Origin of the sequence: Nostoc favosum CHAB5714 (assembly GCF_020829495.1) — a bacterium.
Lineage (GTDB): Bacteria > Cyanobacteriota > Cyanobacteriia > Cyanobacteriales > Nostocaceae > Nostoc > Nostoc favosum.
In genome coordinates, this window is the sequence record NZ_JAIVFQ010000063.1 from 1 (window position 1) to 22,552 (window position 22,552).

Annotated in this window: 17 protein-coding genes and 1 pseudogene; 9 read left to right on the plus strand and 9 right to left on the minus strand. The window is 41.2% G+C overall.

What is annotated here, in order from left to right:
- Window positions 1-92: transposase (locus tag LC586_RS27945; protein ID WP_229488500.1), on the plus strand; the 92-nt coding region annotated here is incomplete at its 5' end.
- 20 nt (window positions 93-112) lie between these two features.
- Window positions 113-256: pseudogene (locus LC586_RS27950) on the plus strand (antibiotic biosynthesis monooxygenase); the annotation flags it as partial.
- A gap of 246 nt (window positions 257-502) precedes the next feature.
- Here the strand turns inward: LC586_RS27950 and pcrA are convergent.
- Window positions 503-2,827 (minus strand): DNA helicase PcrA, encoded by a 2,325-nt coding sequence (gene pcrA, locus LC586_RS27955; protein WP_229488475.1) that lies wholly within the window; start codon window positions 2,825-2,827, stop codon window positions 503-505.
- A 218-nt stretch (window positions 2,828-3,045) separates the two neighbouring features.
- Here pcrA and LC586_RS27960 point away from each other — a divergent pair, with 218 nt between their 5' ends.
- The 4 genes from LC586_RS27960 to LC586_RS27975 all read left to right on the plus strand — a co-directional run bounded on the left by LC586_RS27960 (window position 3,046) and on the right by LC586_RS27975 (window position 5,699).
- Window positions 3,046-3,273, plus strand: coding sequence for a hypothetical protein (locus LC586_RS27960; RefSeq protein WP_229488476.1), 228 nt, complete (start codon window positions 3,046-3,048; stop codon window positions 3,271-3,273).
- Window positions 3,274-3,685: 412 nt separating this feature from the next.
- Window positions 3,686-4,654 (plus strand): sodium-dependent bicarbonate transport family permease, encoded by a 969-nt coding sequence (locus LC586_RS27965; RefSeq protein WP_229488477.1) that lies wholly within the window; start codon window positions 3,686-3,688, stop codon window positions 4,652-4,654.
- 4 nt (window positions 4,655-4,658) lie between these two features.
- Window positions 4,659-4,970, plus strand: a complete 312-nt coding sequence (locus LC586_RS27970) for a P-II family nitrogen regulator (protein WP_229488478.1) — start codon at window positions 4,659-4,661, stop codon at window positions 4,968-4,970.
- 27 nt (window positions 4,971-4,997) lie between these two features.
- The gene (locus LC586_RS27975) at window positions 4,998-5,699 is read left to right on the plus strand and encodes a carbonic anhydrase (protein ID WP_229488501.1); all 702 of its coding nucleotides are present in this window, start codon (window positions 4,998-5,000) and stop codon (window positions 5,697-5,699) included.
- An 874-nt stretch (window positions 5,700-6,573) separates the two neighbouring features.
- Here the strand turns inward: LC586_RS27975 and LC586_RS27980 are convergent.
- Complete coding sequence (locus LC586_RS27980) at window positions 6,574-8,247, minus strand: sensor histidine kinase (RefSeq protein ID WP_229488479.1); 1,674 nt, start codon at window positions 8,245-8,247, stop codon at window positions 6,574-6,576.
- A 1,034-nt stretch (window positions 8,248-9,281) separates the two neighbouring features.
- Here LC586_RS27980 and LC586_RS27985 point away from each other — a divergent pair.
- Entirely contained in the window at window positions 9,282-9,719 is a 438-nt protein-coding gene (locus LC586_RS27985; RefSeq protein WP_229488480.1) for a CAAD domain-containing protein, read from the plus strand.
- Window positions 9,720-10,332: 613 nt separating this feature from the next.
- On the opposite strand, the gene LC586_RS27990 is transcribed toward LC586_RS27985, so the two are convergent.
- Entirely contained in the window at window positions 10,333-11,424 is a 1,092-nt protein-coding gene (locus tag LC586_RS27990; protein ID WP_229488481.1) for an S-layer homology domain-containing protein, read from the minus strand.
- A gap of 100 nt (window positions 11,425-11,524) precedes the next feature.
- Entirely contained in the window at window positions 11,525-12,268 is a 744-nt protein-coding gene (locus tag LC586_RS27995) for a Uma2 family endonuclease (protein WP_229488482.1), read from the minus strand.
- Between the two features lie 189 nt (window positions 12,269-12,457).
- Between LC586_RS27995 and LC586_RS28000 the strand changes: the two genes are divergently transcribed.
- Entirely contained in the window at window positions 12,458-13,816 is a 1,359-nt protein-coding gene (locus LC586_RS28000; protein ID WP_229488483.1) for a sensor histidine kinase, read from the plus strand.
- Window positions 13,817-13,940: 124 nt separating this feature from the next.
- On the opposite strand, the gene LC586_RS28005 is transcribed toward LC586_RS28000, so the two are convergent.
- The gene (locus tag LC586_RS28005) at window positions 13,941-14,525 is read right to left on the minus strand and encodes a hypothetical protein (RefSeq protein WP_229488484.1); all 585 of its coding nucleotides are present in this window, start codon (window positions 14,523-14,525) and stop codon (window positions 13,941-13,943) included.
- 120 nt (window positions 14,526-14,645) lie between these two features.
- Window positions 14,646-16,145, minus strand: coding sequence for a polysaccharide deacetylase family protein (locus LC586_RS28010; RefSeq protein WP_229488485.1), 1,500 nt, complete (start codon window positions 16,143-16,145; stop codon window positions 14,646-14,648).
- A gap of 399 nt (window positions 16,146-16,544) precedes the next feature.
- Between LC586_RS28010 and LC586_RS28015 the strand changes: the two genes are divergently transcribed.
- The gene (locus LC586_RS28015; RefSeq protein WP_229488502.1) at window positions 16,545-17,090 is read left to right on the plus strand and encodes a hypothetical protein; all 546 of its coding nucleotides are present in this window, start codon (window positions 16,545-16,547) and stop codon (window positions 17,088-17,090) included.
- An 85-nt stretch (window positions 17,091-17,175) separates the two neighbouring features.
- On the opposite strand, the gene LC586_RS28020 is transcribed toward LC586_RS28015, so the two are convergent.
- The 3 genes from LC586_RS28020 to LC586_RS28030 all read right to left on the minus strand — a co-directional run bounded on the left by LC586_RS28020 (window position 17,176) and on the right by LC586_RS28030 (window position 22,409).
- On the minus strand, window positions 17,176-18,003 hold the full coding sequence (locus LC586_RS28020; RefSeq protein WP_229488486.1) for an SDR family NAD(P)-dependent oxidoreductase: 828 nt from the start codon (window positions 18,001-18,003) through the stop codon (window positions 17,176-17,178).
- A gap of 1,242 nt (window positions 18,004-19,245) precedes the next feature.
- Window positions 19,246-21,390, minus strand: coding sequence for a peptidase domain-containing ABC transporter (locus LC586_RS28025; RefSeq protein ID WP_229488487.1), 2,145 nt, complete (start codon window positions 21,388-21,390; stop codon window positions 19,246-19,248).
- Between the two features lie 782 nt (window positions 21,391-22,172).
- Entirely contained in the window at window positions 22,173-22,409 is a 237-nt protein-coding gene (locus LC586_RS28030; protein ID WP_229488488.1) for a hypothetical protein, read from the minus strand.
- Between the last annotated feature and the right edge of the window lie 143 nt (window positions 22,410-22,552).

Below are 22,552 nucleotides of genomic sequence, written 5' to 3' on the forward strand. Positions count from 1 at the left end.
TATGGAGTCCTAGTTATTTTGCTGTGTCCGTAGGGGGCGCGCCAATAGAAGTCTTGAAGGAGTACATCAGAAATCAAGAAAAGCCGTCGTAGAACGACGGGGCTTGTATCCCATTCTTTTGGTCAGATGGGAAACTTTAGAATCTCATATTGTAGGATTTAGAAGTTCTGTTGAGTATCAAGAGTGGAAAAAGCTTCTGCATCATTTTTATGAGCCATTTCCCACTGTTGAACACTTTGAAAAAATTGAAATATGAAAAACAATAACCCCAACTTCTCAAATAAGTCGGGGTTCTGCAATTATAGGACTTAGGCATTGACAAGAAATACCAAACATGGAGCAAGGTTAAAAACCATATCTTTCGTAAGGGCACAGCAAAAGCTTAGCCCCTACAGCATGGTCTATTTACGAGCGCAGGATAATTAAGAAAAGCCTGAAAACTTCCTCAAGATAGGTAATGCACATCACGATGCATTTGTACAGTGCGTAAGTCCAAATTATATCACTCTACTCGTTGCAACTGCGCTACTCTTGGATCAACAATTTTTTGTCCCAAGCTGGAAAATTTAATTGCCACAGACATCTTACTACCCGTTCCGAAAACATGGGTAATTTCACCAATTCCAAAAGTTTTATGTAATACTCGATCGCCTACTTGCCAATTCTGCTTCGTGTCTTGCTTTCCATTAGAAGTAGAAGCACTTTTAGTATAATTTTGACGACTCAGGCGTTGAGTAGTTAATAATTCTTCTGGTAATTCGTCGATAAATTGCGATCGCATGGCAGGTTCACGAGAACCATACAAACGGCGTTCCCGCGCGTGTGATATATACAACCTTTCTTGGGCGCGAGTAATTCCCACATAACATAGGCGGCGTTCTTCTTCCAAAGATGCAGGATCACTTAGCGATCGGTAGCCAGGAAATAGCCCTTGCTCTAATCCCACCAGAAATACTACGGGAAATTCCAAACCTTTGGAAGCGTGCAAAGTCATCAAAGAAACGGCTGTCTGTCCTTCTTTTAAGTTATCTAAATCGGAACTGAGGGCGGCGCTACTCAAAAAGTCTCGCAGGGAAACCTCTTCGTTTTCTTCTTGAAATTGCAGCGCGGCGTTGTAAAGTTCCTGGACGTTTTGTACCCGATCTGTGGCTTCGTCTGTGCCTTGACTCATCAAGTCTTGAACGTAACCAGAATCTTCTAGTATTCCTTGCAAAACCTCAGTCACGGGAAGCGTACCGATTTGTCCTTGCCAACGGCTAATCATCTCGGCAAAGCTATTTACAGCTTTTGTCGCCCGTCCAGCTAATGTATTAACTGATGTTTCATCGCTGAGTATTTCCCACAGGGTTGTACCTAGTTGCTGGGAGGCGTTCACCAATGCGTCAATAGTGGTTTTGCCAATTCCTCGCCGGGGAGTATTAATAACTCGTAATAAACTGACTGTATCAGATGGGTTAGCGATCGCTCTTAAATAAGCGATGACATCTTTAATTTCTTTGCGATCGTAAAATCTCATTCCTCCCACAACTGTGTAAGGAATTTGATATTTCACCAACAATTCTTCAAAAGGACGTGATTGGGCATTTGTCCGATAAAGTATAGCAAAACTACCCCAGTTTAACTCTGGATTTTGGTTTTCTAAAGTGCTAATTTGATTAATCACAAATGCCGCTTCTGCCAGTTCTTCATCGGCTTTGTGACAAGTAATTTGCTCACCCGGCCCCCGCGTCGGTTTGAGGACTTTATCAATCCGTTGGGTGTTATTTTCAATTAATTCATTAGCCGCTTGCAGAATGTTTTCACAAGAACGATAGTTTTCTTCCAGCTTAACCATCGTTCGAGTGTCATCATCTACCAAACCATCACCAAAGTCTTCCTGGAATCCTAGCAAGATGGTGAAATCTGCCATCCTAAAGCTGTAAATTGATTGATCTGCATCGCCAACAACGAAAACTGAGCGATTTTGCCATTCCCATTCGCTCTTTCTGGTTTCGCCATTAGTCACCAATAAGTGGATGAGTTGATACTGAGTGCGGTTAGTATCCTGATATTCATCTACGAGGATATGGCAAAATTTGCGATGCCAGTAACCCAATACTTGCTCGTTTTGCTGAAATAATCTAGTAGGTACGAGAATTAGATCATCAAAGTCGAGAGCGTTGTTTTCTGCTAACTTATCTTGATATAAACTGTAGACTTGGGCAATCACCCGTCCGCGATAATTGGGTTGTTCTTGCTCAAATTCTTGGGGGGATAAACCTTGGTTTTTAGCGTTACTAATAGCGTACCGAACAGAGCGGGCGTCAAATTTTTTATCGTCTAAATTTAACTGTTTATTAACGATTTCTTTAATCAGAGTCATCACATCTGATTCATCAAAGATAGAGAAATTGCGATTCCAACGCCGTCCTTTTTCGTCTACATATTTTTCAATATCAAAGCGGAGAATGCGAGAAAATAGACTGTGGAAAGTGCCACACCATAGGTCTTTGATAGTATCTTTGTAAACTTGCGATCGCAGTAGCGTTTGTTGATATTCTGTCAACAAATCAAAACGCTGTCCGTGTTGTTTCATCGCCAGTTGTTCCGCAAACAGCCGTTGAATCCGATCTTTCATTTCCCGTGCGGCTTTGTTGGTAAAAGTAACCGCCAGAATATTTTCTGGATCAACGCGGTGTTTCAGAATTAGATTCGCAATGCGATAAGTCAGCGCTCGTGTTTTACCGGAACCTGCGCCAGCAACAACTAGCAACGGGCCGCAGTAATGTTCGACAGCTTGACGTTGGCTAGGGTTAAGGTGACTGAGAAAGTCGATGGTTGTTGTCATGGATGTGAAAAAGCGATGTCTCCGACGGGCTACGCCTACGCCTGGCGTCACATCAATAGAAAGTCGCTATTGCCCAGGTTACAATATCGTGACATACTCCCATACTGTATGCAAGCATACATTATGGGCTTCTCAACCAATCCAGCTATTGCTTAGGAGGCGTTGAGCTTTGTTTTGAGTCCACGGAATGCCCTACCGCAGACTATGAATTTCTTACCTTGTACCCTACAAATTTTACTGTCCTGGATGAGATGCTGGCTTATTCGCGCTATTGGACAAACCAATGGCTAACTTGTATTAATCAAGATGTGCCGACTTACTTTCATGCTGTGCAACGGAGTCGCTTACCAATAATCGTTATGCTACTGGACAGAGGCTTATCAGACACCAATGTGGGTGAAGCTTACCACAAATATTGTACCAGAAAAAACATAGAATTTCTGTAGGGGCAATTCATGAATTAGCTCTACAATACGTTAATTTTTCTATGTAGATAGGTTAGCAACCAATTATTCCTGGGCGTTGTGTCGTAAAATCAGCGACGGGGAATCAAAAATCATAAAAATACTGGGCAAGCTCTCACTTGTTCTGTTGTCAACAGAGCCTACAGCTATTTTCAGTTAATTGAACTACGGATTTTCGTAGGGACACCGCAATGTTCCGTAGCCCGTGGTTTATTTGCTTGAAAAACGCTCTAATACCTAACCGAGAGTATTGTCACCAATAGGACTATTCACTCCTTGAGTACCCAATTGACATAGGGTAGCAATACACGATACATCATGATTCAACCGTTAAATTTTTAAAGATGAAAAATTTCTTTAATTTCAGGTTTAACCAATACAAAGAGGGGTGGATATGGATATCAGCTTAATTGTATCCAATATTTTGAATCCGCCAATCCTGTTTTTCTTTTTAGGCATGACTGCTGTTTTTGTCAAGTCTGATTTAGAAATTCCCGCACCAATGCCCAAACTATTTTCGCTGTACCTGCTGTTTGCCATTGGTTTTAAGGGAGGGGTAGAACTAATCAAAAGTGGCATCACTCAGGAAGTAGTTCTAACACTCGTGGCAGCAATGATGATGGCTTGCCTTGTTCCAATTTACACCTTTTTTATTCTCAGGTTGAAACTGGATACTTACGATGCTGCTGCGATCGCAGCAACCTACGGCTCTATCAGTGCCGTCACCTTCATCACGGCTAGCGCTTTTTTAACTGAGCTTGGCATTACTTTTGATGGTTACATGGTGGCAGCCCTTGCCCTGATGGAATCCCCAGCGATTATAGTTGGTCTAATTTTGGTGAATATATTCACTAACGATGGAAAGCGGGACTTTTCGTGGCCGGAAGTCTTGCAAGAAGCATTTCTTAATAGTTCAGTTTTTCTCCTAGTCGGTAGTCTCTTGATCGGTGTCTTGACAGGAGAACGCGGTTGGCACGTATTAGAACCTTTTACTCAAGGGTTGTTTTATGGCGTTCTCACCTTCTTTTTACTGGACATGGGACTAGTCGCTGCGAGAAGAATTAAAGACTTGCAAAAAACCGGAGTTTTCCTAATTTTATTTGCCATACTAATTCCAATACTCAATGCAGGCATTGGGTTGGTGATTGCCAAATTGATCGGTATGCCTCGCGGAGATTCGCTGTTGTTCGCTGTATTGTGTGCCAGTGCTTCTTACATCGCTGTCCCTGCGGCTATGCGAATGACTGTTCCAGAAGCAAATCCCAGCCTGTATGTTTCTACTGCTCTAGCAGTGACATTTCCGTTCAATATTATTGTGGGAATTCCGTTATATCTCTACGGAATTAACCTATTTTGGAGGTAATAATATGCACGTAGTTAAAAAGATAGAAATTATCGCCAACTCCTTTGAACTTGCCAAAATTTTAGATAGTTTAGACAAGTCGGGTGTACATAACCATGCCGTAATCCGAAATGTTGCTGGTAAAGGATTACGAGGAACGACAGAAGATTTAGACATGACCATGCTTGATAATGTTTACATCCTCGCCTTTTGTATGCCAGAACAACTCAAGCGTGTTGTAGAAAATATCAAACCACTCCTTAATAAGTTCGGAGGTACTTGCTACGTTTCCGATGTAATGGAAATTCGCTCCGTCAGATGTGTCGCGTCGATGTAAAAAAGTTATAAATCAATGAAGCATTTCATGGAACGTCGTGACTTTTTGAAGTTGGGAATGACCGGGGCATTTGGAATGATGCTATCTGCCAGCGATTTGTTTTGGCGGGTTGAACAGGCTAAAGCTGCCGAAATACCCTCAACTTCCCCTGAATCCCTCAGTCCCGATGCAGCATTGCAAAAGCTGATGGAGGGGAATCAGCGATTTGTTGCTCATCAACCCCAATACCCTGATCAATCTGCACTGCGGTTGCAGGAAGTTGCTCAAGCTCAACATCCATTTGCAACTATTCTTAGTTGTGCGGATTCACGAGTCCCCGCAGAAATTGTTTTTGATCAGGGCATTGGGGACATTTTTGATGTTCGGATTGCCGGAAATATCGCTACGCCTGAAGCGATCGGTAGTATTGAATATGCGGTTGTCTTGTTAGCCTCTCCGCTATTGATGGTGATGGGGCATGAGCGTTGTGGGGCTGTAACCGCAGCTGTCCAAAACGAATCGTTACTCGGTGATATTAGTACTTTTGTGAAGGCAATTAAGCCAGCAGTGGAAAAGGTCAAGAGTCAGCCGGGTGATGCGGTTGAGAATGCTGTGGTTGCCAATGTGCAACATCAAATTGAACGGTTGAAGCGATCGCAGCTTTTAACTGAGCAAGTGCGATCGGGCAAATTGAAAATTGTCGGGGGTCGTTACGATTTGGATACAGGTAAGGTAACTATTATTACTTAGTTTGGTAGAGAATTTCCAACAATTAAACAATTCAAAATTCAAAAATTGTTGGAGACTCTGATTCCCGACTGAAAAACTGTTTACTGTTCACTGATAAGCTAATGAGCATTTAAGTTGCATATAGCGGTTCTCAATTGCATAGAATACAGACCATTTGTAGGGGCACAGCAATGCTGTGCCCTATTGTGTATTGCTTCCATTCGAGAACCGCTATAAAAGCAGGGCTAGAGCCGCTTACTACATTTTCTGTAACGATATCGAATTGTTAGCTCAGTAATTACACGATACTGGAGAACAAATGGTTGAGAACGGACTTGTGTTCTGAACGAATAGACTTGTGTTCTGAACGAATAGACTTGTGTGTTCTGAACGAATGGACTTGTGTTCTGAACGAATGGACTTGTGTTCTGAACGAATGGACTTGTGTTCTGAACGAATGGACTTGTGTTCTGAACGAATGGACTTGTGTTCTGAACGAATGGACTTGTGTTCTGAACGAATGGACTTGTCCGCTTGATTACTTATTAAACCCGAACAACCCCACCCCAAGAATAAGGCTACGGTGTACACAGAAGTCTGAAATACCTGATTAACCAAGGTTTGGGTCTACGTTCCTCAACCCAACCTACTCCAGAGTGATTAGACCTCTTGCAAAAGTCCCTAACACCCCACCCCCAACCCCTCCCCGCAAGCGGGGAGGGGAGCGTTTGCGTTAGCAAATGCGGGGTGGGGTTCTTTATTTTTGATTTATGCAAGAGGTCTATTTTTCAGGCAAAACCTACGCAGTATAAAGAACTTCTGCCGACGCTCGCGGACTCGCTAACGCTGCGCTATCCTCCCTCCTCTTTCCCAATGCCCAATGCCCCAGCCCCATTCAATCCTGCACAGTCATTGGCAGACGAATGGTGAAAGTAGAACCAACTCCCGGCTGACTTTTGACAATAATCTCGCCACCCATCATCTGGCAAAAGTGGCGGCTAATTGCTAACCCTAGTCCCGTACCTCCATACTTTTTCGTAGTCGAAGTATCTCCTTGTGTAAAAGGTTGAAATAACTGCTGCTGTTGACCTTGAGACATACCTATGCCTGTGTCAGTAACAGTGAAAGTAATCATGCCCAAAGGAGCCTCCGGTCGGAATTCATCCTTTTCTCTGTTGACTATCAGCGTCACCTTGCCGTTTGTAGTAAATTTACTGGCGTTGCTGAGTAAGTTTAACAACACCTGCCGCATCCGAGTTTGATCGGCGTACATCATGCCAAGTTGTTCATCAAAATGCACTTCTAAAACATTGGCATTTTTTTCTATAGCTGGTTTGACTGTGAGGACAACATTATGAATCAGCGTCGCAATCTCGAATGTCTCTGGATAGAGGGTCATTTTCCCGGCTTCAATTTTTGACAAGTCGAGGATTTCGTTAATCAAGTGCAGTAGATGCTTACCAGCAGAGTTAATTGTTTCTAAGTCTGTGATAAAGTCTGCCGATAAACTAAGATCGGTAGCTTCGTCTTCTAAAAGCTGGCTCAAGCCAATGACAGCATTTAATGGTGTGCGTAATTCGTGGCTGACGTTGGCCAAAAATACGCTTTTTGCTTTGCTAGCAGCTTCGGCTAATTCTTTGGCTTGTTGTAGTTCTTTTGTTCGCTCAGATACGCGCTCAATCAGACGATTTAAAGATTTGGCAAGTAGGCCAATTTCATCTTCAGTGGTGACAGGCGCTCGCAAATCGAAATTATGTTTCCTTGCAACTTGTTCAGCTACTTGGGTGACAGTGATAACTGGTTCAGCGATCGCTCGACTGGTACGCCAAGCTACAATAGCTGCGATCGCCACCGAAACCAGCATACTCACGATTACGATAAACCGCTCAACTATTTTTGCCTGCTCAACGGCTTTTTGCCTTTCTTGCTCTTGTTCTTGGGCAGTTTGCAGGATGTTAGTCAAGCTTTGAGAAAGCTGGTCTAGCCGTATGGCTGTTTGACCACGCATTATTGTTAATAATTGCGATCGGGCAGAGGAAATCTGCTGAGGCTGCACTTGTTGAGAGTCAATTTTCTGTAAGACGACCTCTATTTGGTCAACGTAAGCTTTTAAATTTGTCTTGTAATCCAGCAATAACGTCTGTAAAGTCGAACTTGTTGCTGCTAGTCTTTTAGGTTTACTGTCGATAAATTCGCCAATTTTTGACTCTAATTGCTTGGCTTTTTCAACATTCTTCAGAAAATCGGCTTTTTTGGTTTGTAGCTGTTGTGAATTTTCCAATACAGCAACTAAGTTAGAGCTATGTAACTGCGCCCCTACTACTGCATCTTTATAATTACTCAGTAGTTGCCCTTGTTCATAGGCTTGATTGAATTGCCTGACTTCCCTTCCCCGGTAGTAATTGGCGATCACTAACCCAGTCAGTGAGCCAAAAAAGCCAATTCCGATAGCTACAAAGTACCCATAGCCAATTTTTTGATGGATGCGCCAAGAACTGGCTTTGAGCTTCCCTCGTGAGGGAAATTCTATGGTCGGGAGTTCGTCTGTCGATCGCTCTTCGGCTGACACTTTTTTGCTTTCTGAACTGCTGTAGATAGGGGTTGGCTTTTGAGGAAGGCATTTCTCAAACCTCCTTGCCTTCCCGCAAAAATCACCAAATCAGTTTAACTTGTGCAAACACTTTAATTGGTGATTAACATTTACATTATCTTCTTTTATAGCGATAGCAAATCATTACTTACTATATAATTAACATAAACTTATATAAGTTGCGTAGTTTTGATAGCAATGCTTCTAAGTACACTTACTGAGAGCGAATAGAATTCACTTTTTTCAGCAGCAACAAATAATTCCCTGCATTAAAGACCTATGTGAGACTGTCTTCTTCTTACCACAACACTTTCCTCAATATGCGGTTGATAACAATGAGTTATTGCCATCAGTATGGCACTACTCTACCTTAACTGCTTCCTTATAAAATTAATACAATCAGGAAAAAAAACAAAAGCTTTGATATTCGTTGGGCATGGGGCATTGGGCATTGGGCATTGGTTATTAATTCTTCTCCCCCTGCTTCCCCTGTTCCCTCATCTCCAAGGCAGAAATATCATAAAATAGCTTAAAAGTCTAGTCTGTGTGAACACACAAAAATTTTTATTACGTATTAATATCAATACGAATGCCTTAATTGACGGACACGGCTTAAGATAGCTTTAATATCGGCTAAAATCGGGTTTTAGGCTTATATAAATGAGAGGTGGGCTGATTTTTGCCAGATTTGTACTTAAATTTAGTACGATTATGAGCGAATGACACGGAATGGGATAATCACAACCGGAGGATTCGAGTTGATTCAACAAAAGAACTCAGAAAGCTGATCAGAATACATCCTGCTGCCTTCTTAGTTCTATCCTCATCCTGAGTGTCTACCTTGTAGTTGATGCAGTAGATATTACGGGGCAATTATAGTTATAGGACACTAAAACCCTTTTGTGCCCTTTACGCAATTGTACAAATGCACTTGTGGATTACCTAATCAACAGCCTTTTGGTTGTAATTATCCAGATTAGAAAAACTCAACTGTCAAATATATAGGAGTGAAAATGCCAGAACAAGAATTTACCGAAACCGCATCCAAAGAGACTACAGTGGCAGAGATCAACAGCCAAACAGGAACCATTACCAAACTCCAGCCTCCCGCACAGTCTCAAGATGAATGGCAAAAATATGGTGAGCAAATTTCTAGCTTTTTAGCAACATTGCCAGAATATCTGGGAAGCTTTTTTAATCAATATAAGCAACCCTTGATCACTGTTGGTTTAATTGTGGGATCAATTGTTGGGGTTAAAGTACTCTTGGCAATATTAGATGCTTTGAATGATATCCCGTTGGTAGCACCTACTTTTGAGTTGATCGGTATTGGTTACTCTGCCTGGTTTGTTTACCGCTATTTACTCAAAGCCTCAACCAGGAAAGAGTTAACTAGTGAAATCACCACTCTTAAATCACAAGTGGTTGGTCAACAAATTCCAGAAGCTTAATAGTGATTATCGCAACTCTTGGAGACGCTATGCGTAGCTTGCTTCTGTGTAGGAGTACGCTCTAATTGCAAATCACAGAAGTCTGATCGCTGACTTCTGGCGATCAGACTTTTTTCAAAATTCCCTACTAAGGTCATTAACAATTCGTAATTCGTAAGTTTGATGAACCTCTCCCAGACTTGAACTTTAGTTCAAGTCTGTCCCTCTCTAATTCGGAGAGGGACTGTTTTGTATAGTAAAACCTCTTAAAGGTCTTTTTATTAAGTCTCGTTAGGCGAACACCACATAAGCCGTCAAACTTACATTTGTAGGACTTACGCACTGTACAAATGCATCGTGATGTGCATTACCTAAAATAGGAAGTTTTCAGGCTTTTCTTAATTATCCTGCGATCGTAAATAGACCATGCTGTAGGGGCACAGCATTGCTGTGCCCTTACGAAAGATATGGTTTTTAACCTTGCTCCATATTTGGTATTTCTTGTCAATGCGTAAGTCCTAATTTGGTTTAATTACGAATTACGAATTACGAATTAGTAATTATTGTTGAGAATAGTACAACGAGCGCGGAAATAAACATACCATTTCAAATGGCACAAGAGCTTGAAATACAATTATTTTGACTTTTGAACGCCACCAGATCGAACAATGTTTTGAGATGAAATTCCCTCCAACTTGCCCCGTTTTACTAAAGCTTGATGAATCATCGCTGCCACTTCAGCACGAGTAGCTACTTTGTTGGGAGCAAGAATTTGTGGATTTGGATAGTTAACTACCAGACCATTGGCTGTAGCAGCAGCTATTTTGCTGGTAGCATAGGTTGGAATATCTTTAGCATCTTTATAGACACTTAAAATCTGATTTTGGGAAGTGGGTGCTTTCAAATTCAACCCACTAACAAGGGCAACTAAAACTTGCACTCGCGTAATATTTTGTTGTGGTTTGAAGGTTTTTTTCGGGTAGCCTTTGAGAAATCCGGCACTGATGGCTCGGTCAATTGCTGGAGTTGCCCAGAATTTTGCTGGTACATCTTGAAATGCGATCGCAGTCTTAGACGGTTCTTGCTCAAAGGCTTTTTGCAGTATGGCAGCAAATTCGGCGCGGTTTACAGGCTGATTTGGTCTAAAAGAATAATCAGGAAACCCCTTGAGAATACCACGGGAAGAAAGAACATCTATAAAACGCCGACCCCAAAAGGTATTGGGCACATCGTTAAATGCAATTGGCGGCGGAATAATAGATTTTTGTTTTGCCGGAGTTACTAAAGGCAACGCTGATGATGTAATTGATGGCTCAAGCGCTGCTGAAGAGGATACAGGTATCTGTGGTTGTGGGGATTGAGTTGGAATTATTTGAGCAGATGGTAACACTGCGCGGGAAGAAGTTGCGCTGTCAGTTGGGAATGAAGGTGTCTTGGGTTCAACAACAGCCTCAGGTGTAGAATAGGGCAAAACGTTGTTGGGGACTACAGTTGGTTCTACCTTGGGAGTAGAGGAGGGCAATACTTGATTTGGTTGAACACTTCTAGACGGAGTAGAGGAAGGCGACAGCAGCCCGTTTAAGTTCCAGCTAGAATCCCTGCGGGACAATGACCAAAAAAGAATCGCTCCGATAGTGGCGAAGGCGACCAGAATGGCTATAAATTCATCAAAGCCAAGGGCAGTTCTTTGGGATGACTCCGGTTCGGAAGGAGGTCTATTTGTCATCGTGATTACCCTGGTAGCAGTAAAATTTATGTCTAAACAAATTAAGCCACAGATTTAATTCGTAATTCGTAATTCGTAATTCGTAATTCATAGCAAAATATTAGGTTTCTGGTTCAACGCCGAGCGATCGCAATTGGGCAGCTAGGCGATCGGCTCTTTGGGATTCCTGTTCTGCCCTTTGGGATTCCTGTTCGGCTCTTTCATCGCCACTCAACAACAAATTACCTTGTAAATCCCACCAACGCAGCCAGGGTAATTCCACATTCTGATAAACTCCTAGCCATAAGCCTAATTCAACACCCAAAGGAACGATGGGATAATGTCCTCGTTCATTTGCTGGTAAAACCTGATACTGTCCTTCAATCAGATGATAAAGTTCTAGACTGGCTTTACTCGCCTCATAAATGCCGTAGAAGGGAGGACGAATTACCTGCTCATAAACCCAAAATTTCCCCTTCCAAGGAGTTTTATCTCGTTCTTCACTACCGTCCCCAGAGACAAATTCCAGGACAATCAACGGGGCAATAAACTCTCGCCACAATACATAAGAACGTCGCGTTTGCCCATTCAGTGTAGGCGGTACATTCGGTACATAAAACCAATCTGGTGCTTCTGCGCCTTTTTCAGGGGGATCAGTCAAGCGCCAGTAAATGCCTAAATCCTGCCCAATACAATATTGACCTTCAGGATTTATTTGCTTGAGGACGGGTGTAATTGAGTCAGTTAGTAGGATGCTTTGGGGATGCTCTTGCCAATTTTTCACAAATGTACCATCAGACTCAGGAAGCTGGGTATGGTCAGGGAAAGGAGTGAGGGCGGTGGATGGATTGGTTGCAGAGGTCATAACGCTACCTTTGCACATTTTGTAAAGGTTGTTTTTAGTGTAGCTTGCGATGAGCCACAAGGGCGCACAGGCTCAAGATTGACTTCCGCCTTGCGGTAGATACCCAAACCGAAATCGGATTTAGAGGGTGACAAAATGTAAAATATTAACTTATTGTTTACCTAATATTTGTAAAAATCAGGGTGTATAGTGCCAGAAGAATTCAGTTGCCAAATCTCACCGCCATTTGTGTCTCTTGGTAGCGATCGCGATATCGATTTAGATTCAACCCTCCAAGAACTACCAATGTACAACTTCTCAGTGGAAATCAATCACACTGGTATAGAAGTGGCTAGTTTTTTGGAAAAATACCCCCTGCTACCAGGAGTAATTTTGGTAGAACAGGGAAACTTCATTGGGATGATTTCGCGGCGGCGACTGCTAGAATTTTTGATTCGTCCATTCGGACAAGAGTTATTTGTTCAGCAACCATTAGCCGTTCTCTACAGCTATGCGCGGATACCGATGTTGCTGCTTGCTGATACAACATCGATTTTAACTGCAATGCAACTTAGCTTAAAGCGATCGCCAGAATTATTAGCAGAACCAATTGTAGTAAAAACAGAATCTGGTGCTTATAGATTGTTAGATGTCCAAGAATTGAATATTATTTCTTGGCAAATTCGAGGAATCGACAATCTGGTACGATATGAACGCAGCCAAGCCCAAATGATTCAAAATGATAAAATGGCAAATCTGGGACGTTTGGTAGACGGTGTAGCGCACGAAATTTTAGACCCAGTGGGTTTTATTTGGGGTAATATAACTTACGTTTCAAGCTACAGCCAAGATTTGCTCAAGCTGATAGCGGCTTATGAAAAAGAGTTACCATCAGCTTCCCAGGACATTAATCAGATTAAAGAAGAGATTGAATTTGATTTTTTAGAACAAGATTTGTCGCAATCGCTTGCTAGTATCCGCACTGGAGCAGAAAGATTAAAAAAACTTGTCACTAGTTTACAAAACTTCTGCCATATCGATGAACTTTATCCCAAACCAGTAGATTTACACGCTTGTATAGATAGTATTATTTTATTAATTAATAGCCGTCTTCAAGGAGAAATTGAAATCGTCAAATACTACGGTCAATTACCCCCAGTATATTGCTTCATGGGGCAAATAAACCAGGTTTTGATGAATATTTTCAGCGAAGTTGTGGATACTTTACTCAATGAAGCAGTGCGACAGCAGTTGCATCGAGAAGATACAAAGACTGTTCAAAAACCCCGAATCGAGATTACTACAGAAGTAATTTCCCAAGAAGCAAGCAACCCAAATGCCCCAGATTCTCGCTGGATATTAATTCGGATTGCCGACAATGGGCCTGGAATGTCTCAAGAATTGCAACAGCAAATTATGGAGTCGTTTTCTCTTGAAACGAAGAATAGTAAAAATACTAGTTTAGCAGTAAGTTATCGAATTATAACCGTCAGACATGGCGGAAAATTAAATTTCCATTCACAGATTGGTATAGGTACAAAATTTGAAATATTGTTACCTCTGGTGTAGCAACATATATTTAGGAAATTCTCCCACATATTAACAACTTTTTCAAATAAGCAATTGTTCAAATACTGATTTTGAAATCAGAATGATATCGTGTTGAAATTATTATTTTATAAATTTAAGATACTTAGATAGTATTTGAGGCTTTCCACTCATCTAGAGAAACTTGAAACTCTCTATTAACTTCTTCCATAACTAATTTTTCTGTCTCAAAATAGCCAATTTCTGAAATTTCTCCGGCTTGTGATACATCGAAACGGTAAAAGCCAGAATCTGTTGTATATTGCACAATTCTAATTTCTTTAGGTGGATCTAATTCTTTTTCTATCCCATCTATACATATACGTCTATATATAGCTCCAGTAGATTTATGGTTTTGATTTAAGAAAACACGATGCTTGACTACAGGAAAGCGTTGTTTAAATAATTCAAATAGTTCAAAGAATACATCACATGCCTTTGCTTCGTCTCTAACTTCTTGGAGAATGATATTTTTCAATCCTGCTGTTGATTCGTACCATTTATAATATCGAGCTACCCAGTCGTTGAACTGTGTAAAAGGAGGTGTCTCTTCTCCATAAAAGATCCCATTTTCCGCCAGAGCAAAAGAATAGCCACCAATAAAGCCGCTTAATGCAGTTAAGGAACGCTGTCCTAAATACATTCCTGGTCTTGATCTAATCATTGCTAAAATCTCATAAAGATTTTTCATTTATACTGCTTATTTAGAAACCAATATGTTTGATTTAGTGATATTTTACCCTAGAATATACCCTCAACCCCACCCTTAAAAAGCAGGGCTGTTTCATTCTTTCACCTGAGTTATTTCTGATTAAAATATCGTTTTTAGCGAGTTTTCGCCACGTTGGTAAATTTCCCGTGCATAGTCAGTCCAAGCACCTTGTCCCCAATAACGAAAACAACTGGTTTGCAACAAAAGGTTATGTAAAAGAACGTTACGGTAATGAGATTGTCTGGTAACAGGTTCTGCTGAGTCAACTTGCTGTAATGGATCAAATTTTTGATGGAATAAACTGCTTAGTTGATACATGGGAGACAACACATTTTCATATCCTTTCACCCAACTGATATGATTTGTCCACGAGGCTCCATCCAAATGAAAATTAGAGTTTATTTGCTTTAATTCTTGAATAGCATTTTCTACAGCTTCCGGTTGACAATTGTCTGATGAAACTCGCTCCCAAATCTGATGTTGTCCCACTGGCTGACAAGTTGGATAGTCTTCAGGTTTGCATCCAGCAGCTTCGATTAATTCTAAATATTCTGTACCGCACACCCCGATAACACCTGATTTCCCTCCCCCATTATTGACCATATCCCACCAAGCTTGTTTAAAGGCGCTAGGAAATTCATTCATCATCACGCCACCATTTTCCCCATCTCCAATTTGGCTAACTATTGGTGGTACAAACACACTCCCAATCTGTTGTTTGGATAATGTTTTTGCTTCATAATAAGGCTGCATTTGTGCAACTAATTTAGTATCCGAACCTTGGGTTTTAATTAAGGCTGTAATGCTAATTGTTTCGCCTTGAGAATTGCGGGCAACCAAACGATGTGGTAAATGTTTGTGGATAAGAGATTGTCCGCTAATTGTTTCTACAGAATGTTCTTGAACGAGTAACCAGCGATATCCACATTCTTTCAGCGCTTTCACAAATTCAAAGAGAGCATCAGGATGATTTGGTAGGTGCATTTCTGGAGGCGAAAATCCTTTAACTCGCGCTAATGCTTCCCAGCCAAAAATTGCCGCAAAGTGATGTTGCCATGCAATGATATGCAATTTGATATCTGCTATGGGTGTGGAAGGAATAACTGCATGGCCCCACATTGTACCCAGCCATTCTACATAAGGTTGGTAGGTGCGATTGCAAGTAATACGTTTGAGATTATCCAGAACATCGCGGCGTCCCATTTGTCGCAGTCCCCACAGAAGATTACCTGAGTAATCCAACATCACACGGGGATTGCAACCTTGACTGACAAGTTCAGGGATCAAGTCTCCCATGCGGCTGTAACAATGAGCAAAAGGATCTGCATTGTGGTTATCCCCTTCATGAGGATGTTCAAACATATATTGCAGATTGCTGATGAGTGTACCACCATTTCCAGCAGGTATAGTTGGCTGGTGCATGTGTAAGGCGATCGCAAACACAGCATTTACATCTTCTAAGCGGATATTTGTTGTTGGTAAAAATACTGGCTGATTATGGTTAACTACAGAGAGAACCTCTGTTTCCCAACCAGAAATATTCGGCAGGCCATCAATGATTTCGGGCAAAGGAGTAAGAGTCGTGGGGAAGGAAAGCATTTTTGGTTGCTCCGAAATAAGTTATATCTAAAAATCTCGCATCAGTATCTAATAGCACTTGACTCAGCATATATACAATGAATACCCCAAGTCAACATAATTCGTAATTGATAATGACGCTCGAGGACTCGCTAACGCTGCGAAGACAGTAATTCGTAATTCAGAGCAAGCGACTGAAGTCGCTTGCTCTGAATAAGGAATGAATTTATTGATTCCATTAATAAATTAAGTTGCTCTGTATCCTTAATGAATTAATTATTAATTTCTCCTTAATGAATTCAAAATTTACGAATTACGTTAGCGACGCGCAAAGCGATAGCGTAGCGTTAGCGAGGAACGAGCGTCGGAACGAGCGTCATTACGAATTAGTAATTATTTGGTCACGCTATTCTCAATTTGGTGATTTTCAATCAACAACTGCGAACTCAGGCAAGTCCAGCAATTGTGATCGGCGCAGTCTTACCAGATATTCCCATCTTTGTGTTCTACTTCTTAATGAAGTTTGTTTACCATCTGCCGACCCGCCAGATTTGGTCAGAAGTCTATTATCAACCTTTTTGGCAAGCTATTGTCAGTACGTTTCATTCGATTCCCCTGGCGTTGCTTGGGATATTGATTGCCCATGTCTTGAGTTGGCAGTTGATTGAAGTTGGCTTCGCCAGTATGGTGCTACATTCTCTTTTAGATTTACCAGTGCATAACAACGACGCTCACCGACACTTTTTTCCCTTCAGTAATTACCGTTTTATCAGTCCTGTTTCTTATTGGGACTCAAATCATTATGGCGGGATGGCAGCTTTGGTAGAAATTCTGCTAGTTCTAGGGGCAACTATTTATCTGTTTCCTTCCACACGAACCTACTGGGGTAAAGGACTGCTGATTGCGGTCAACCTGTTTTATTTGATCGGGTATTTCCGTTTTTACCTTTTCGGTAAAGGCAATTGATCCCAGTAGGGTAGGTGATGCGCTAAAAAATTTAGAATTTACGCGCAGACACACCATAAATCATGTTCTTGACCAGAACAAACCATCAAAAATTCAGTTTCGGCATTAGCTTTTTCAGTTTTTGACTCGGCTGTTGTTTCGTTGGTGCTGGTGGAGTTGCTATTCGTAAAATTAGCTCTAGCAACCAGGGAGCAAGGCGTTGACACCATACAGCTAAATGACTTTGCCATCCGACTAAAATTTCTGGTGAATCATTTTGCATTCCGGTGACGAGTGCTTTAGCTACTTGCTGGGGAGTCATTGGGATCACCCAGCGAAATAATTTTAAGTCGCGCACCATGTCTGTGTCTGTCAGGGAAGGCAGTAATGCAATGACTCGGATATTGTAATCAGCTAGTTCCTGGCGCAAGGCTTGGGTAAATCCTAAGATGGCAAACTTGGTAGCGGAGTAAGTCGCCATCGTCGGTGCAGCCACTTTCCCCATCAGACTCGACACATTGACGATTGTCCCTTGCCTTTGGCTGGCCATGCGTCTAGCTATCAGACTAGTGAGGTTGTACATTCCTAACAAGTTCACAGAGAGTTCTTCTTGAACTTGGGGGAGTTTAGATTGCAAAAACGAGCTTTGGTATGCGACTCCCGCACAATTAACCAGCAGGTGAATCTGTCCGTAATTGCGCCACAGTTGGGCAACAGCGATATTCACTTCAATTGTTTGAGTCAAATCTAAGGCCACGATCGCAGCTTCTGTTCCCATCGCCTCGATTTCGTTAGCTACCTCGACTAACTTTTGGCGATCGCGTGCTACCAATATCAGCCGCTTGATGCCGATTTGCGCTAGTTCGAGTGCGATCGCTCGTCCAATCCCACGCGAAGCCCCTGTAATTAGAGCAACTTTACCTTGAATCTCCATTGGTTTTATCCTCCAAAATCTAAGTCTTACCAAACTCTTAGTTATTCCTGACCGACACAATCAAGAGCTACTCGCTTGTCGGCACAAGGTAAGACAAATAATCAATTGCAATTCAAATCAAACTGAAACTAAGCATGAAAGCAACGAGATATTTCTTGGTTAATCTGCAATCCCTCATAATTGTCTATACGAGGCAGAAATTTATCGTTTTTAACCTGTCAAAGCCTAACAGACTTGGCTGAATGCATATAGCTCATAGATTTTACTTCTCCTAGATCAGAGCGCTCATCAGCATCGGTTGTCATACACACGTTAGCAATTAAATCAAGCTATTGCAATATTCTTTAATCAGAATTTCTTAATACTTCTTAACGGCAGGTATATATATGGAAAAGATTTTATTAAATAAGTTTTTATGAATATCTAAGTACAAATATCTTACTTTCCTGACAATTAAGCTCCGTTTTGGAAAATTGTAGTATCTCAGTCATAGCTAAGAAACAAAAAAGACATATAGGTTTTGGTTATTCTCGTAAAACCTCAGTCTCTCAGCTACTTTGCAGAGTTACATCAGTATATTTACGTATCTCACCAAAATCAAGGTTTCTGATTTTTATATCTTAAATAATAGAAGAAAGAGAGTTAAATTATTGTTTTTAATGCAAATTAGAACAGCAGATTTATCTGCAAAAACTTTAGTAAAAATGATAACTTGTTTAGCTTTAGCTTTGAGTTCATCAAAGGAATGCTTGAGACTTGCCTGGTGTGTGACAATTCATGCCATCTGGAAAAGCTAACAATTAATCTAACCCCTTGCCGATGCTCTAAGATACAAAGTTGGGTTAAGCAAAGCGCAACCCAACAAAGTACCCGAAATGTTGGGTTACCCTGCGGGAAGCCGCTTTTGGTCTACGTTCCTCAATCCAACCTATACCAGTTTCAGTTTTTAGCCTTAACCTAAGAGTATTGCACACAAGTCTTACCGCAGCGATATCTCTATTAATAAATCTTGCACTGCGTTTCTATCGCGCCTCGGAATGAATTCCGAGTCTCATAACGAAAGTCCACTCAAGTGGACTGGATTGATTATTTAGTCCACTTGAGTGGACTTCAGCTATGAGCCGCTGAACTTTAGTTCAGGGCGGGATTTCGGTGAGTGTGACTAGATTTTTAAGCACTGAACTGCTTACTACAAACTCATCAAATTTAATGAGACAGACCACTAATTAAAACGGTGAGCAATTAAGGGGTTAAAAAGTCTAAATGGTTTCCTGGTTGGGCACGCAAATCTTCTACTGTCCCCTGAATTTGTAACTTACCTTGATTAAGGAAAACAATCCAATCAGCACGGGTAATTACTCTAGGACGGTGGCTAATCAAGATCGTGGTTTTACCTTTGCGATGCAACAAAAGTTGATCTAAAACTTGAGCTTCACTAACTGGATCGAGTCCAGCAGTTGATTCGTCTAAAATTAGGACTGGTGGATCGTTAACAATAGCTCTTGCTAGAGCCAGTCTTTGCCGTTGTCCACCAGAAATATTTGACCCAAATTCACCTAAAACAGTTTGATATTTTTCAGGGAGTTTACTAATAAAATCATCTGCCTCAGCAATTTGGCAAGCCTTGACAATTTGATCAAAGGTGAGGTGAGGAGAACCTAAGCGGAAGTTTTCAATAATTGAGCGACTCCAAAAATGAGCGTCTTGAGGAACCAGAACAACTTGTTGCCGCAAACAATCAAGAGCCAGGTCTTGCATATTATAAATGCCAAACCGAATATTGCCAGAATTAGGTGTATATAATCCGGCAATCAGTTTAGCAAGAGAACTTTTTCCACAGCCGGATGTACCAATTAGGGCAACAACTTTACCGCCAGGAATTGTCAGAGAAAAATCTTCCAGTAGCTCTAGCCTGCCTGCGTAGTGAAAGTTTAGGTTTTTGCAAATAATATCAGCATCACTAGGAATTTTAGCAAAGGGTTTGGTACTATCGCTTGGATTTTCAGGTGTGGAATCGATAACTTCTGTTAAGCGTTCCGTGGCAGTTTTGGCACGCATGAATTCATCTATAAATCCAAGCACAGCACCGATTAATCCCAAAAAATTCCCATTCATCCCGTTAAATGCCAGCAGTTGACCGATGCTGAGTTCCTTACTAATAACTAGGGTGCTGCCGAAACCAATCAAACTAATGCTGCCAATAGCATAAACTAACCCAGAAAAGGTGTTGTTAATAATTCCAATCTGAATTGTGCGAAATGTAAGGTTTGAAAGCCGACCAAATCTGTTCTGAAATTCTTCCCAAAACTGAGGAGCAGCAGTAGTAGTTTTGAGTGTTAGCGCTCCTTTAAAGCTTTCAACGAGAACACCCTGGTTTTCCGCGTCTAAGACCAACATACTTCTGATTTTTTGTTGAAGTGTAGGCAGGAAAACCACCGTAGATAAACTCATGACAATAGCAACCACGACGGCAACAAGGGTGAGTTTCCAGCTATAAAACACCATGAAACCCAAAGAAATCAGTCCGATAAACAATTGGCTAGGCAGACTGATAACTGCTTGAGCAACTAGCTGATTAATTTCTTGAATATCTTGCAATCTGCTAACAATTTCGCCACTGCGACGTGATTCATAGTAAGCCAGAGGCAGACGCAAGATTGCCCTGGCAAATTCCAGAATTAGCCCTAACTCAAGCCGTTGAGCAAAATTGGCAATCAGGTTAGATTGAACTAGTTGCAGACTACTTGACACCAAATTCATCACTACAACCGCAATAATTACACCAACAAGAAGCTGGGTATCTCCTCGGACTAGTACATCATCCGTTAGAATTTGAAGCAGGAAAGGAGAAGTTAACGAAAGCAGACCGATAAATATAGCACAGAGAAAAGCCTCGAATATTATGCCCCCATAAGGCAATGCCCGCCGCGCAAAGCGCCAAATACCGCTGACTTTATCATCAGGTTGAGCATAAAAGCGAACCGAATCTGGCTCTAGCAAAAGCATGACTTGATCTGACCAAGCCTCCATTAATTCTTTTTTAGAGACATAACGGATGTTAAAGGCTGGGTCAGCAATTACATATTTTTTGCCTTTCTGACCATACAAAACAACCCAATGGTAGCCTTTCCAGTGAATGATTGCTGGCAGTGGTGCTTGGTTCATTCGGTCTAATATTTCTTTTGATGCCCTGACCGAACGCGCATTGAAACCAAGGGCCTCGGCTCCTCGCCTCAATCCCAACAATGTTGTTCCAAGTTGCCCAGTGCCTACCGCTTCCCGGATGCGATTTAGCGTAAAGTTACGGCGATAATGTTTGGCAACGGAAGCAAGACAAGCAGCTCCACAATCTTCTTCACTATGTTGTGCAACAACTTGGTATTTCATTTCACACTCCAGTACCCAATAGCATCGTGAAAAAACCCAAAAAAATAGCAGGGTTTTGTCCCTGGGTGGTTAAAAATTTGACCAACAGTTTAGTTTTACTATAGCGCTTCTCGAATGGAAGCAATATACTTTGACCTCACTTCCATTCCTCTCTCCTAAAAGGAGAGAGGCTTTGAGTCTTACTCCCCAACGCTAGCTCTTAAGGGACTGGGGGTTAGGTCTATATTTCATGCAATTGAGAACCGCTATATCATTACCAACCATATATGTTGTACTAGGAAAGACAAATCTCTTAATTCTTACTAGCTCAACAACTTCTTTAGTTCTATTATTTGTAATTGCTTTGACTATATTCTTTATGTCAACAGAGAAAACACAAATAATTTTCGTATATTTACTTCGCTTATTTGTTTGGAGTAAGTGAGGTAAAAAGATTTTCGTTATTGTTCACAAATTGCTAAATTGTGATGAATCTGACTGATTTTTTAAATAGCAGGGCTTAGTGTTTGACTACTTAAAATGAGCAATATATCTAGCAAAAGTATTAAGTAAGTCCATCAACAGTTACTTACTAGGAACCGTTGATAGACTTTTTTAACTTTTTTCAAAAAAAGTATGCGGTAGGAATAAACGTAATGCTAGAATAACTGCGATAAGCAACAAAGTTAATGTCTTGCCAAAAGGCAAACTACCCTGTTGAAGCAGGTTAGTTTGTTTAAGACACTTTATCGCCGTAAAGACGCGGTTACATCGTGTCTTTACGTTTATTCTTTCCCTTTTAGTTAGCCTACATTATTAGCTTGTACATTATCGTCGTTGTCATTACCAGCAATGACGTTTAACTGTGTAATAACATTGATGTCTATTTTTGGCAGAACAACTGGGTATTTGACAGGGGTTTTGGGTTCTTCTTTTTTGTGTTTTGCAGGCTTTTTAGGCTTTTCGTCGTAGTAACTCTTACCACCAGACAAGTTGGCTTCTTCGGTAGCGGTTAAGGTAGTGAACAATGTGCTTTCCATAATCTTAGTTCTCGGTTGATTGTTGAGGTTAAAATTGCGTCACTTCAAAGTAATAGATATAAACGTTAATGTCTTGCCAGAAGGCAAACTACCCTGTTGAAGCAGGTTAGTTTGTTTAAGACACTTTACCTCCGTAAAGACGC

Excerpts from the sequence above, each read along its gene's own strand:
- LC586_RS27975 (WP_229488501.1), top strand. The coding sequence starts at position 4,998 with ATGGAACGTCGTGACTTTTTGAAGTTGGGAATGACCGGGGCATTTGGA.
- LC586_RS28025 (WP_229488487.1), bottom strand. The coding sequence starts at position 21,390 with ATGAAATACCAAGTTGTTGCACAACATAGTGAAGAAGATTGTGGAGCT.
- LC586_RS27990 (WP_229488481.1), bottom strand. The coding sequence starts at position 11,424 with ATGACAAATAGACCTCCTTCCGAACCGGAGTCATCCCAAAGAACTGCC.
- LC586_RS27995 (WP_229488482.1), bottom strand. The coding sequence starts at position 12,268 with ATGACCTCTGCAACCAATCCATCCACCGCCCTCACTCCTTTCCCTGAC.
- LC586_RS27970 (WP_229488478.1), top strand. The coding sequence starts at position 4,659 with ATGCACGTAGTTAAAAAGATAGAAATTATCGCCAACTCCTTTGAACTT.
- LC586_RS28020 (WP_229488486.1), bottom strand. The coding sequence starts at position 18,003 with ATGGAGATTCAAGGTAAAGTTGCTCTAATTACAGGGGCTTCGCGTGGG.
- LC586_RS27965 (WP_229488477.1), top strand. The coding sequence starts at position 3,686 with ATGGATATCAGCTTAATTGTATCCAATATTTTGAATCCGCCAATCCTG.
- LC586_RS28005 (WP_229488484.1), bottom strand. The coding sequence starts at position 14,525 with ATGAAAAATCTTTATGAGATTTTAGCAATGATTAGATCAAGACCAGGA.
- LC586_RS28030 (WP_229488488.1), bottom strand. The coding sequence starts at position 22,409 with ATGGAAAGCACATTGTTCACTACCTTAACCGCTACCGAAGAAGCCAAC.
- LC586_RS27985 (WP_229488480.1), top strand. The coding sequence starts at position 9,282 with ATGCCAGAACAAGAATTTACCGAAACCGCATCCAAAGAGACTACAGTG.
- pcrA (WP_229488475.1), bottom strand. The coding sequence starts at position 2,827 with ATGACAACAACCATCGACTTTCTCAGTCACCTTAACCCTAGCCAACGT.
- LC586_RS28010 (WP_229488485.1), bottom strand. The coding sequence starts at position 16,145 with ATGCTTTCCTTCCCCACGACTCTTACTCCTTTGCCCGAAATCATTGAT.